This is a genomic window from Corynebacterium sp. UD i78 (genome assembly GCF_056280545.1).
This window is the reverse complement of record NZ_JBWCED010000001.1, coordinates 2,778,555-2,790,834: the sequence shown is the minus strand read 5'-3', so window position 1 is coordinate 2,790,834 and position 12,280 is coordinate 2,778,555. Positions and strand designations below refer to the sequence as shown.

10 protein-coding genes are annotated in these 12,280 nt (G+C 68.5%); 7 read left to right on the top strand and 3 right to left on the bottom strand.

Annotated features, from left to right (window positions below; genetic code table 11):
- Positions 1–57 precede the first annotated feature (57 nt).
- The 3 genes from ACZ9GM_RS13075 to ACZ9GM_RS13065 are packed head-to-tail and all read left to right on the top strand — an operon-like array spanning position 58 to position 2,641.
- A complete protein-coding gene (locus ACZ9GM_RS13075; RefSeq protein WP_476038088.1) occupies positions 58–618 on the top strand; it encodes a carbohydrate kinase in 561 nt (186 codons plus the stop codon).
- Positions 619–674: 56 nt separating this feature from the next.
- Complete coding sequence (locus ACZ9GM_RS13070) at positions 675–1,241, top strand: gluconokinase (RefSeq protein WP_291473946.1); 567 nt, start codon at positions 675–677, stop codon at positions 1,239–1,241.
- Entirely contained in the window at positions 1,238–2,641 is a 1,404-nt protein-coding gene (locus ACZ9GM_RS13065) for a GntP family permease (protein WP_476038087.1), read from the top strand. Before ACZ9GM_RS13070 ends, ACZ9GM_RS13065 begins: the two co-directional genes overlap by 4 nt.
- A 54-nt stretch (positions 2,642–2,695) precedes the next feature.
- Here the strand turns inward: ACZ9GM_RS13065 and ACZ9GM_RS13060 are convergent, their stop codons facing one another.
- Entirely contained in the window at positions 2,696–4,114 is a 1,419-nt protein-coding gene (locus ACZ9GM_RS13060; protein WP_476038086.1) for an amino acid permease, read from the bottom strand.
- Positions 4,114–5,484, bottom strand: a complete 1,371-nt coding sequence (gabT, locus tag ACZ9GM_RS13055) for a 4-aminobutyrate--2-oxoglutarate transaminase (RefSeq protein WP_476038085.1) — start codon at positions 5,482–5,484, stop codon at positions 4,114–4,116. The genes ACZ9GM_RS13060 and gabT overlap by 1 nt, the downstream gene beginning before the upstream one ends.
- A gap of 82 nt (positions 5,485–5,566) precedes the next feature.
- Here gabT and ACZ9GM_RS13050 point away from each other — a divergent pair, with 82 nt between their 5' ends.
- Positions 5,567–7,096 (top strand): PucR family transcriptional regulator, encoded by a 1,530-nt coding sequence (locus ACZ9GM_RS13050; RefSeq protein WP_291473949.1) that lies wholly within the window; start codon positions 5,567–5,569, stop codon positions 7,094–7,096.
- A 174-nt stretch (positions 7,097–7,270) separates the two neighbouring features.
- On the opposite strand, the gene ACZ9GM_RS13045 is transcribed toward ACZ9GM_RS13050, so the two are convergent.
- The gene (locus ACZ9GM_RS13045; RefSeq protein ID WP_476038084.1) at positions 7,271–8,017 is read right to left on the bottom strand and encodes a TetR/AcrR family transcriptional regulator; all 747 of its coding nucleotides are present in this window, start codon (positions 8,015–8,017) and stop codon (positions 7,271–7,273) included.
- A 173-nt stretch (positions 8,018–8,190) separates the two neighbouring features.
- On the opposite strand from ACZ9GM_RS13045, the gene ACZ9GM_RS13040 reads away from it, so the two are divergent.
- Genes ACZ9GM_RS13040 through ACZ9GM_RS13030 form a run of 3 tightly spaced genes read left to right on the top strand, consistent with a single transcriptional unit; the run spans position 8,191 to position 12,270 of the window.
- Positions 8,191–9,705 (top strand): flavin monoamine oxidase family protein, encoded by a 1,515-nt coding sequence (locus ACZ9GM_RS13040; protein WP_291473951.1) that lies wholly within the window; start codon positions 8,191–8,193, stop codon positions 9,703–9,705.
- A complete protein-coding gene (locus ACZ9GM_RS13035) occupies positions 9,702–10,670 on the top strand; it encodes a universal stress protein (RefSeq protein WP_476038083.1) in 969 nt (322 codons plus the stop codon). Before ACZ9GM_RS13040 ends, ACZ9GM_RS13035 begins: the two co-directional genes overlap by 4 nt.
- Positions 10,663–12,270, top strand: coding sequence for an APC family permease (locus ACZ9GM_RS13030; protein WP_476038082.1), 1,608 nt, complete (start codon positions 10,663–10,665; stop codon positions 12,268–12,270). The genes ACZ9GM_RS13035 and ACZ9GM_RS13030 overlap by 8 nt, the downstream gene beginning before the upstream one ends.
- The last annotated feature ends 10 nt before the right edge of the window (positions 12,271–12,280 follow it).

Below are 12,280 nucleotides of genomic sequence, written 5' to 3'. Positions count from 1 at the left end.
CGTCGTCAGCGTCGGCAACTGTGACTACCCCCGTGCCACCGCGTAGGGTGATTCCCCATGTCTTCGAAGTTCTCGCCCGTCCACGTCGTCCTCACCGGCGTGAACGGCACGGGTCGGTCCGGTATCGCCGAGCACCTGTCCCAGCTCACCGGAATGCCCGTCGCCGACGCCGCTGCCTTCCACCCGGCCACCTCCCGTCGCAAGATCGCCAGTGGCCAGGTGCTCTGCACCGCCGATGTCACCGGACAGCTGCACCGGATGCGCGACTGGATCGCCGACCGGGCCGTCTCCGGCACCTCCACCATCCTCACCTGCCCGCCGCTGAGCCGGGCAGACCGGGATGTCCTCCGCGAGGCCGAGGATGTCGCCGCCCTCACCGGGCAGGACGCTTCCCGCCTCATGTTCATCGGGCTGACCACTCCGGACGCGACCGGCACCGATCCCCTGGCCCTGGACGAGTTCGGCACCACCGTGGACGCCTCCGGCCACCCTGAGGATGTCGCCGACCGGGTGCTGGACGCCATCGCCCGCATGAGGTCCGACCAGCAGATCGTCGCCGGGTCCCCGAGCATGGCGGACCGGCTCATGGCCCAGGCCCGCGAAGCCGCCGAACAGTAGTTCAGTCCACTTCCGACCCTGTTCCGGACGGCTCCGAATCGGTAAAGTCCGGGATCATGTCCGAGAAAACTTCACAGCCCGTTCACCTCGTGATCATGGGGGTGAGCGCCAGTGGAAAAACCACCGTCGCCGAGCGCCTCGCCGCGATCACCGGTTTCCCTTACGCCGAGGCCGACGACTTCCACCCGGCCGCCAACAAGGAGAAGATGGCCTCCGGGAATCCCCTCAACGACGACGACCGCTGGCCCTGGCTGCGCAGCCTCGCCGACTGGATGAAGGGCCATGCCGAGGCCGGTGACTCCTCCATCGTCACCTGCTCCGCCCTCAAGCGCTCCTACCGGGATGTCCTCCGCGAGGCCGACGGCGTCCACGACGGCCGCGTCCTCTTCGCTGAGCTCGACGCCCCGGCATCCGTCCTCCTGGAGCGGCTGAACAGCCGCAAGGGGCACTTCATGCCGGCGTCCCTGCTGGACAGTCAGCTCGACACCCTCGAGCCGCTCACCGACGACGAGAACGGCCTCACCCTCGACGCCACCGCCGACCCGGACATCCTCGTCGCCGAGGTCCTCGAGGCCGCCGGACTCAGCCACCTCAGCACCTCCGACACCGGGGTGAACTCATGAGCACCATCGCGGCGCTGAGCGTCCTCGCCGAGGACGAGGTCGTCACCACCGCCTCGGACCCACGCCTCGTGGTCTCCGCGGTCGTCGGCATCGCGCTGATCATCGTCCTCATCGTGTGGGCGAAGGTCCACCCGTTCCTCTCCCTCATGCTCGGCTCCGCCGGCCTGGCGCTCATCGCCGGTATCCCGTTGGTCGACACCTTCTCCTCCTTCACCTCCGGCTTCGGCGGCACCGTCGGCGATGTCGGCGTCCTCATCGCGCTCGGTGCGGTGATCGGCCAGTTCCTCGTCACCTCCGGGGCGGCGGACTCCATCGTGGACGCCTTCCTCGACAAGACCGCCGCGAAATGGCGGCCGTGGGTCATCGCCGGGCTGGCGATGCTGCTCGGTATCCCGCTGTTCTTCGAGGTCGGTATCGTGCTGCTGATCCCGGTGGTCATCCTCGCCGCCCGCCGCTCGAACCTGCCGCTGATACTGCTGGGTATCCCGGCACTGGCCGGCCTGTCCGCACTGCACGCCCTGGTCCCGCCGCACCCCGGCCCACTGATCGCGGTGGACGCCCTGGGTGCCAACCTGGGCCTGACCCTCGCCCTCGGCCTGCTGGTCGCCGTGCCGGTCGTCGCGATCTCCGGACCAGTGTCCGCGAAGATCATGGCGAAGTGGGTCCCGATCCCCGCACCGGCCGCTGCCGCCGAGGCGGACAAGGACTCCAACGGTGCAGACGCCGGCCCCCGGCCCTCGGTCGCCCGCGGCCTGACTGTGGTCCTGCTGCCCGTGGTGATGATGCTCTCGCGCACCATCGTCGAATCCACGGGTGTCGACGAGGGCTCAGCGGTCTACAAGACCTTCGAGTTCCTCGGTGAGCCGATCGTCGCCCTGCTGGCCACGGTGCTGGTCGGCATGACCCTGCTCGGTTTCTTCCAGGGTCGCACAGCCAAGGAGGTCTCGGACACGGTCGGGGCGTCCTTCGGACCGATCGCCTCGGTGATCCTCATCGTGGGTGCCGGTGGCGGCTTCAAGCAGACCCTGGTGGACACCGGCGTGGCGGACATCATCGGTGACTGGGTGCAGGACGCGCCGGTCTCCACCATCGTCGCCGGCTGGCTGGTGGCGGTGTTCATCCGCCTGGCCACGGGTTCAGCGACCGTGGCGACAGTGACTGCGGCCGGCATCATGGCGCCGCTGGCCGAGGGGATGCCCTCGGCGGAAGTTGCCCTGCTGGTGCTGGCCATCGGTGCGGGTTCGGTGTTCTTCTCCCACGTCAATGACGCCGGCTTCTGGCTGGTCAAGGAGTACTTCGGCATGACCGTGCCGCAGACCCTGAAGACCTGGTCACTGATGGAGACGGTGCTGTCCGTCTCCGCGCTGATCGTGGTTCTTCTGGTGAACCTCATCGTGTGACCGTGCGCCGGTGGACCCTCACGGGGCGTCCCACCGGGCCTCCCACAGGGCGTCCTACAGGGCGCCGTCCTGCTCGGCCCGGCGCTTCGCCAGGTTCCGCTTCACCAGCGGCCACAGCACGACGACCACGCCAGTGGCGATAAGGCTGGTCCACACCTGCGTCCGGCTGGACTCCTGCACCACCATGACGATGAACACGGCGATCACACCGGCAATGAGCAGGAAGTTCACCCACGGGTACAGCGGCGCCTTCATCTCCAGCGCACTGACCTCCGCCGGCGTCATCTTCCGGCGCATGTTCCAGTGCGTCAGCGCGATGATGACGTACACGAACAGCGCGACCAGGCCCGACGAATTCATGATGAAGTCGAAGATGCCGGTGTCCGGGAAGGCGAAGTTCACGATGGTCGCGGCGACACCGCCGACGGTGGACGCCACCAACGCGACCAGCGGCACGCCGCGCTTATTGCGCACGGTGACGGTCTTCGGCGCGAATCCCTGGTCACCCATCGCGGCGAGCATGCGGGACGCCGAGTACAGCCCGGAGTTCAGCACGGACAGCACCGCGGTGAAGATGATGAGCTGCATGACGTTCGCCGCACCGGGCAGACCGAAGAGCTCGAAGACGTACGTGAACGGCGCCGAGGAGACGTCAGTCGGCTCCGGCAGTTCGTCCCACGGCACGATCATGACGATGAGGGCGACCGAGCCGACGAAGAACAGCAGGATGCGCCACACGACGGTGTTCGTCGCACGTCGCACCGACGTGCCGGGGTCCTCGGACTCGGCGGCGGCCATCACGGCGATCTCCGTACCGAAGTAGGCGAAGATGACGATCGCCACGCCGGTCAGCGCCTGACCCACACCGTTCGGCGCGAACCCGCCGTGGTCCCAGAGATTCTGGACGGAGAAGTCGGAGTCCGGCCAGAGGCCGAGAGCGAAGAGGACGCCAGCGACGAGGAAGACGATCACGGCGATGACCTTGATCCCGGCGAGCCAGAACTCGATCTCACCGAAACTGCGGGTGGAGACCGCGTTCGAACCGACGAAGACAGCCAGCAGCAGCAGCGACCACGCCCAGGTCGGCACGGCGGAGAACCAGCCGTGCATCGTCTCGCCGCCGATCACCGCCTCATAGGCCAGCACGCCGACCCAGAAGTACCAGTACAGCCAACCGACGAGGTAGGACGCCCCGTCGCCGAGCCCGTGCTTCGCGTAGTCCATGAAGGAGCCGACGGCAGGCCGGTGTGCGGCCATCTCTCCGAGCATCTTCATCGCCAGGTAGACCAGCAGTCCACCGAGCAGGTAGGAGACGATCGCGGCCGGGCCGGTGGACCGGATGATGTTGCCGGAACCGATGAACAGGCTCGACCCGATGATGCCGCCCAGGGCGATGAGGGTGACATGCCGGTTGGCGAGCTTCTTCGCCTCTTTCCTGGTGCGGCCGTGGGTGACCTCTTGTTCGCCTTCCATCAGGCCTCCAGGGCCGCACGCACCGCGTCAGCGAGGACATTGAGGCCCTCACGCAGCAGTGTCTCGGAGATCACCAGCGGCGGCAGCAGGCGGATGACGTTGCCGTCGAGACCACAGGTCAGGGTCAGCAGGCCCTTGGCCTGGCAGGCTCCGGCGATGGCCTTCACGGCGGCCGCGTCGGGGCGTCCTTCCGCGTCCACGATCTCGAAGGCCATCATGGCGCCACGGCCACGGACCTCGGCGACCTTGCCGTCTGTCTCACTGACCAGCGGCTCGAGGATCTCGCGGACGACGGCCTCGATCTCACGGGCACGTCCGGCGAGGTCGAGCTCCTCCATCTGGCCCATCGAGGCCAGGGCGGCGGCGCAGGCGACCGGGGAGCCGGCGTAGGTGCCGCCGAGGGAACCGGGGCCGGAGGCGTCCATGATCTCGGCGCGACCGGTGACCGCGGACAGCGGCAGGCCACCGGCGATGCCCTTGGCGGTGGTCATGATGTCCGGGACGACGCCCTCGTGGTTCACGGCGAACCAGTCGCCGGTGCGGCACATGCCGGCCTGGATCTCGTCGGCGATGAAGACGACGCCGTTGGCGCGGCACCACTCGGCGATCGCCGGCAGGTAGCCCTCGGCGGGGACGACGAAACCGCCCTCACCCTGGATCGGCTCGATGACCACGCAGGACAGGTTGGACGCGCCGATCTCCTTCTCCATCTGCCAGATGGTCTGCTCGGCAGCCTCGGCGCCGGTGAGTCCGTCGTGCAGCGGGAAGCTCATCGGGGCGCGGTAGACCTCGCCGGCGAAGGGGCCGAAGCCGTCCTTGTAGGGGACGTTCTTGGCGGTCATGGCCATGGTGAGGTTGGTGCGGCCGTGGTAGGCGCGGTCCATGACGACGACGGCGTTGCGTCCGGTGTGGTGGCGGGCGATCTTCACGGCGTTCTCGACGGCCTCGGCACCGGAGTTCAGCAGCACGGTGCGCTTCTCGAAGTCACCCGGGGTGATCTCGTTGAGCTTCTCGGCGACGGCGGTGTATGCCTCGTAGGGGGAGGTGGTGAAGTTGGTGTGGGTGAAGTGCGCGACGGCGTCCTGCACGGCGGCGACGACGGCCGGGTTGGACGCGCCGACGCTGGTCACGGCAATGCCGGAGGCGAAGTCGATGAAGGAGTTGCCGTCGGCGTCCACGAGGACGCCACCGTCGGCGTCGACGATGTAGGCGGACAGGGTCGGGGCGATGCCCCGGGCGACGGCGGCGGAGGTGCGGGCGGCCAGGGCGGCGGACGCCGGTCCGGGCAGCTGGTCGGTGATGATCTTCCGCTCCTGGGGGAGGCGGTGGGTGAGTTCGGTGAGGACGGTCGATCCGGTGGAAGCGGTCATGGCAGTCATTGTGGGACACGTGTGGTGATGTGGCTCATGTCCCATCTGGCGAAGAATATCCGGATACTTGTACACTTCGGCCATGAGTGACACACCGGCTCCCCTCCCCCTGACCTGGCTCCACGCCCAGCGCGGGCTGGACCTTCGACCGGTCGTGGCCGCCGCACCGGACGCCGGGTTCAGTGTCATCCAGCCGACCGAACTCACCGATCCGCGGGAGTTCCTCGCCCCGCAGGCCGTCGTCCTCACCGTCGGTGTCGCCCTGTCGCGGGAGGCCGACCCCTTCCCCGACTACATCGCCCGACTGGCGGAAGCACAGGTCACGGCGGTGGGATTCGGCACCGGACTGTTCTATCCGACAGTCCCGGAGGCCCTGGTGGACGCCGCCCGCGCCCGCGGCATCGCCGTATTCGAGGTACCCCGGCGTACCGCCTTCATCTCGATCCTCAACACGGTCCAGGTCGAACGCACCCGGCGCGCCCGCCTCGACCAGGAACGGCTCATCTCTGTCCAGGAGCAGCTCTCGGGCGCGGCGGTACGTGGTGGACTCCCGGCCCTGCTCACGGACGCGGCGTCCCACCTGGCGGCGGCGGTCGCGGTGACCGACAACGACGGGCGGACGCAGGGTCACTGTGACCGGACGACCGAGGGTGGCGTCCTGCTGTCTGCGATGGAGGCGGCGAAGGAGGCCTCACGGAGCAACCGGAGCAGCGCGGACCACAGTGACGCCGGTGGTGAGCGCTGGCGGATCACGCAGCGGATGACCCAGCAGGGCGAGCGGCTGCATTTCATCACGGTGCTCGCCGACCACCCGTTCAGCCCGCATGACCGGTCGGTGCTCAAGCACGCCGCGGGTCTGGCGGACATCCTGCTGCAGCGACCCGTCTACCTGCGGCAGGAGCGCAATGAGCTGAACTCCCTGGCGTTGCGGCTGCACCTCGGACTGGGTCACGCCCCGGGCGGTCAGGTCCTGGACCAGGCGGCCGACGGGGAGGGTCGGGTGCGTCCGGTCGTCGTCGCCGCGGACCGGGTCGCGGACCTGCGACGGGCACTGGACGAGGCGGACCGTTCCACAGCGAAGGCGGGACGCAACCTCGTGTCCACCGGGCTGGACACCTCCACCTCGCTGTTCCTGTTCCGTGGGACGCGGACGCTGGAGGGGATCGTGGAGACCTTCGGGGCGTCCGCGCGACGGATACGGATCGCCGTCGGTGAGCCGGTGGCCTGGTCAGAGGTGTCGATGGAGCGGGTGCACCGGTTGGAGACCGCCGCCCGGTCGCTGACGCCGGGGTCGGTGGCCGGACCCTATGAGGCGGGGGCGGACTGGTTGGAGCGTCCGGCGGTGCGCGAGGCGTTGGACATGCGCGCGGCGGAGACGGTGGACCGGGTCATTGCTGCGGGACGCACCCCGGAGGAGGGTCGTGACCTGATGCAGACCCTGGAGACGTGGCTGCGCTCAGGCGGGAAGACCGCGGCGGCGGCTGATGCGCTGGGGGTGCACCGGCACACGGTACGCACGCGGATCGCCCGCATCGCGGAGGCCTGCGAGGTGGACCTGTCCGACCCGGTGGTGCGGGCGGAGTTGCTGCTGGTGGCGGTGACGCGGCGGTGAGCGCGGCGGTAGCTGGTGGGGCGCGACAGGCGGAGCGGCAGCCCTACGTGCACTGCGGCATCTCTCTATGTCGCCCCACGCCGCCCAAGCGACCGGAGGAGATGCCACTCAGCACGTTGAGATGCCACAGCGGGTGCGGGAGAGTCAGGCGGGCTGGAACAGGCGGCCGCGAGGTCAGTCGAGCAGCGTGAGGGTGCGGGCGACGAGGGCGTCGAGCCCCCACTCGAAGGGCTGGTCGGCGTAGGGGTTGGGGGATGCAGAGGAGGACGATGCCGGGGTGGACCATGCCGGGGTGGACGATGCCGGGGTGGACGCAGCGTCCTCCCCCGCGTCCACCTGCGCGGTGAAGGACTCCACCACCGAGCGGAACGACGGGGCGTCCTGCTCCCCCGGCCGAGAGCCGAAGATTCCGGCCGGAGCGTGGACGTCCATCGCCGAGCCGTAGAGAAAGGACTCGAAGGCCACGATCACCGGCACGACCTGCGCAGTCGGCACGCCGGCGGCGAGGAGTCCGGCGGAGACCGCGTCGTACATACGGCGGGTGGCCGGGGCACCGGACACCGGCATCGTCGCGATGAGCGGGACGAGGGAGGGGTAGTCGGCGAAGACCTGACGGTAGGAGCGTGACCAGGTCCGCAGGGCCTCAGCCAGGCCCGGACCATCGGCGACGGCGGTGAAGGCGGACGCGTCGACGCGGGACATCACGGCGTCCTGCACGGAGGTGAGAAGCTCAGCCTTACCGGCGATGTGGTTGTAGAGCGAGGAGACGGACACCCCCAGCCGCGCGGCCAACGACTTCATGGTCAGCCCGTCGGCGCCGTCGGAGGTGACGAGGTCGAGCGCGGCGTCTGCGATGAGTTCCCGATTGAGCAGGGGTTTCGCCGGACGCCCGGCGCGGCGACCCGGCTGTGGTCCTGTCATGGTCCATCGACTCCTGTCCTCGCCGTCAGTGGTCGTCAGTGGTCGTCAGTGGTCGTCAGTGGTCGGAAGTGACCTGTCACACAGAATTTACAGACAAACCGTAGGAAAACCGCACCACACACGGTACAGTCACCCTAAACGAACGTCGTTCTTTTTAGAGAGGGTACCAATTCATGAGCACCACCACCGCACCGACCACCGAGTCTGACGTCGTCATCATCGGCGCCGGCCCCGCCGGCCTCACCGCCGCATACACCCTGGCCAAGGCCGGTAAGAAGGTCACCGTCATCGAGGCGCGCGACCGCGTCGGCGGACGCACCTGGAACGGCCACATCCTCGACGACAAGGGCCGGAAGCACTTCATCGAGATCGGTGGTCAGTGGATCTCCCCCGACCAGACCCGGCTCATGGCACTCACCGAGGAGCTCGGCCTGGAGACCTTCCCCCGCTACCGCACCGGCGACTCCGTCTACGTCTCCCCCGACGGCACCCGGCACACCTACACCGGCGACCGTCTGCCCGTCACCGACCACACCCTGGCCGAGATGGAGAAGCTCATCGGCATCATGGACGAGCTCGCCGAGGAGATCGGCGCCGAGACCCCCTGGGCCGCCGCGAAGGCCGAGGAACTCGACACGATCGCCTTCCGCACCTGGCTCCACCAGCACTCCGACGACCAGGAGGCCATCGACAACGTCTCGATCTACGTGGCGTCCGGCATGCTGACCAAGCCGTCCTACGCGTTCTCGACGCTGCAGGCCGTGCTCATGGCCGCGTCCGCCGGGTCCTTCTCCAACCTCGTCGACGAGGACTTCATCCTCGACCGGCGCGTGGTCGGCGGCATGCAGTCCGTCTCCCTGACGCTGGCGGAGAAGATCCGTGAGCTCGGCGGCGAGATCATCCTGGACTCCCCGGTGCGTCAGATCGACTGGCACGAGGCGGACGCCTCCACCGTCGACGAGATCAACACCGTCGCCGACGTGCGCAACGGTGTGGCCGACAACGGTGCCGCCGGTTCCGTCACCGTCCACGCCGAGGGCGCCACCGTCCACGCGAAGAACGCGGTGCTCGCCGTACCGCCGAACCTCTACAACCGGATCAGCTTCGTCCCGCCGATGCCGCGCGAGCAGCACATCGCCCACCAGCACATCTCCATGGGCCTGGTCATCAAGGTCCATGCGGTCTACAAGACCCCCTTCTGGCGCGAGGACGGCCTCTCCGGCACCGCCTTCGGTGGCGGACGCCTGGTCCAGGAGGTCTACGACAACACCAACTACGGCGCGGACGGCACCGAAGGGGAAGACGCCTACGGCACCCTCGTCGGCTTCGTCTCCGACCTCTACGCCGAGGAGATGTGGGCCCTGCCCGAGGCCGAGCGCAAGGAGCGGATCCTCTCCGCGATGGCCGACTACCTGGGACCGAAGACCATGGAGCCGGTCGCTTTCTACCTCTCCGACATGGCCGCCGAGGAATGGACCCGCGGCGCCTACGCCACCAGCTACGACCTGGGCGGGCTGCACCGCTGGGGCCACCTGCAGAACCAGCCGACCGGGCCGGTCCACTACGCCTGCTCCGACATCGCCGCCGAGGGTTACCAGCATGTCGACGGCGCGGTCCGCCAGGGCGAGGCCGCCGCACTGGCGATCCTGGAGTGCCAGGGCGAGAAGGGTGAGGAGGTCACCGCATGACGGCCGGCCGGGGTGCAGGTGAGGGCCGGCAGCGCAGCCCGATCGTCGTCGGGTACTCCGCCACATCCACCGGACGCGACGCCCTGACCCTCGGCGTCGCGATGGCCCGCCGTCAGAATGTCTCCCTGCGCCTGGTGCTCGTCGCCCCGGAGGACACCGGCTTCAGCCCCTCCCACGGCTACGACCGCAGTTACGACCGCATCCTGCACGAGCAGCTGGAACAGTGGCTCACCGAGGCACTTGCCGAGGTCCCGGACGACGTCACGGCGTCCGGCCATGTCGTCCGTGCGGTGGACGCCGCCGAGGGACTCCTCGGTGCCGCCCGCACGCTGGACGCCGGGCTGATCGTCATCGGCGCCCGCTCCGGTGGTCTGCTGCGCAGTCACCGGCTCGGCCAGATGGCCTCGGCCCTGCTGCACACCTCGCACATCCCGGTGGCCATGGCGCCGACCGGCTACCGCTGCGAAGGCCCTGTCGGACGGGTGACCACGATGTTCGGCCGACGCACCGGTGCCACCGATGTCATCGCCGTCGGCCTGGAGACCGCCCGCGAACGGCAGATCCCGCTGCGGCTCGTCTCCCTGGTCATGCTCGACGAACCGGACACCACCGCCCCCGACGACACCGCCGAGATCAACATGGCCGTGATCAACGAGGTGCACGGTGAAGCCACCGGCCGGCTCGCCGCCGAGGCGTCCGACATGGTGGACGCCGGTACCGCGACCACCGTCATCGCGACCGGACGCTCGGTGACCGACGCGCTGACCGAGCTGGACTGGGCCGACGACGAGATCGTGCTGGTGGCGTCCTCCCGTCTGGCCACGCACGGCCACCTCTTCCTCGGCAAGACCGCCACGAAGATGATGCGCACCACCCCGGTGCCGGTCATCGTCGTTCCGGCCGGGTACACCCACCCGGCGGCGTCTCCGGTGGAGGACCCGGCCGAGGGAGGTGCGCATGAGTGAGAACACGCAGTCCAGCGGCGGTAAAGGCCTGGCCGCGGGCAAGATCGGCGTCCTCGGTGCCGTCGTCGTCGGAGTCTCCTGCATCGCCCCGGCCTACACCCTGACCTCCGGACTCGGCCCCACCATCTCCGAGGTCGGTACGCACGTCCCCGGCATCCTGCTGCTCGGCTTCCTGCCGATGCTGCTCATCGCCTTCGGCTACCGCGAGCTCAACAACCGCGTCCCGGACTCCGGCACGTCGTTCACCTGGGCGACAAAGGCCTTCAACCCGTGGATCGGCTGGATGGGCGGCTGGGGTCTGATCGCCGCGACGATCATCGTGCTGTCCAACCTCGCCGCCGTCGCCGTGGACTTCTTCTACCTGCTGCTCTCGCAGATCTTCGACAACCCGGACATCGCCGACCTGACGAAGAACCTGTGGATCAACATCCCGACCACGCTGGTGCTCATCACCGTCGCGGCATGGATCGCCTTCCGCGGGGTGGAGTCGACGAAGAACCTTCAGTACTGGCTGGTCGGCTTCCAGCTGATCGTGCTCACCGGCTTCGCCGTCGCCGCACTCGTCCAGGGACGCAACGGCACCAGCTTCGACCCCACCGACGTGGAGCTGTCCTGGTTCAACCCCTTCGACCTGGACTCCTTCTCCGTCATCGCCGCCGGTGTCTCCCTGTCCATCTTCATGTTCTGGGGCTGGGACGCCACGCTGACGATGAACGAGGAGACCAAGGACCCCCAGCGCACCGCTGGCCGGGCGTCCACCATCGTCGTGCTGATCATCATGGCGATCTACGCGCTGTGCGCCGTCGGCGTCATCGCCTGGGCCGGCACCGGTGACCAGGGCCTGGGCGCCGGTAACCCGGACAACCAGGAGTCCATCTTCGCCGCGCTGGCCGACCCGGTGCTGGGCAGGTGGGGCATTCTCATGTCCCTGGCGATCCTCAGCTCCTCCTTCGCCTCGCTGCAGTCGACGATGATTTCGCCGTCCCGGACGATGCTGGCGATGGGCTACTACAAGGCGCTGCCGGCGTCCTTCGCGAAGATCGACCCCCGGTTCCGGACGCCGTCGGTGGCGACCATGGCCTCCGCGGTCGCCGCCGGCGCGTTCTACACGATCACCCGGCTGATCAGCGAGAACGCCCTGTGGGACACGATCACGGCCCTCGGCCTGATGATCTGCTTCTACTACGGCATCACCGCCGTCGCCTGCGTCTGGTACTTCCGCCACGAGATGTTCGACTCGCTGCGTAACGCCGTCTTCATGTTCCTGTTCCCGCTGATCGGAGGGGTGGTGCTGTTGGTGATGTTCTTCTACACCGCCGTGGACTCCCTAGACCCGGCCTACGGCTCCGGATCCTCGATCGGCGGGGTGGGCATGGTGTTCATCCTCGGGATGGGTGTGCTGGCCCTCGGCGTGGTGTGCATGCTGTGGGTCCGCGCGAAGCAGCCCGCGTTCTTCCGGGGTGAGACCCTGGCGCACAGCCACTCCGGCGACGACAGCGCCGCACCACAGGACGCCACTACCGTGGGTACCGAACCCGGGGACCGGCCTGACCGGCCTGTCGACGAACTGACCATCACCTCAACCACAACAGACCACTGACATCACACCT

Coding starts and splice junctions, on each gene's coding strand:
- ACZ9GM_RS13075 (WP_476038088.1), top strand. CDS start 58: ATGTCTTCGAAGTTCTCGCCCGTCCACGTCGTCCTCACCGGCGTGAAC.
- ACZ9GM_RS13070 (WP_291473946.1), top strand. CDS start 675: ATGTCCGAGAAAACTTCACAGCCCGTTCACCTCGTGATCATGGGGGTG.
- ACZ9GM_RS13065 (WP_476038087.1), top strand. CDS start 1,238: ATGAGCACCATCGCGGCGCTGAGCGTCCTCGCCGAGGACGAGGTCGTC.
- ACZ9GM_RS13060 (WP_476038086.1), bottom strand. CDS start 4,114: ATGGAAGGCGAACAAGAGGTCACCCACGGCCGCACCAGGAAAGAGGCG.
- gabT (WP_476038085.1), bottom strand. CDS start 5,484: ATGACCGCTTCCACCGGATCGACCGTCCTCACCGAACTCACCCACCGC.
- ACZ9GM_RS13050 (WP_291473949.1), top strand. CDS start 5,567: ATGAGTGACACACCGGCTCCCCTCCCCCTGACCTGGCTCCACGCCCAG.
- ACZ9GM_RS13045 (WP_476038084.1), bottom strand. CDS start 8,017: ATGACAGGACCACAGCCGGGTCGCCGCGCCGGGCGTCCGGCGAAACCC.
- ACZ9GM_RS13040 (WP_291473951.1), top strand. CDS start 8,191: ATGAGCACCACCACCGCACCGACCACCGAGTCTGACGTCGTCATCATC.
- ACZ9GM_RS13035 (WP_476038083.1), top strand. CDS start 9,702: ATGACGGCCGGCCGGGGTGCAGGTGAGGGCCGGCAGCGCAGCCCGATC.
- ACZ9GM_RS13030 (WP_476038082.1), top strand. CDS start 10,663: ATGAGTGAGAACACGCAGTCCAGCGGCGGTAAAGGCCTGGCCGCGGGC.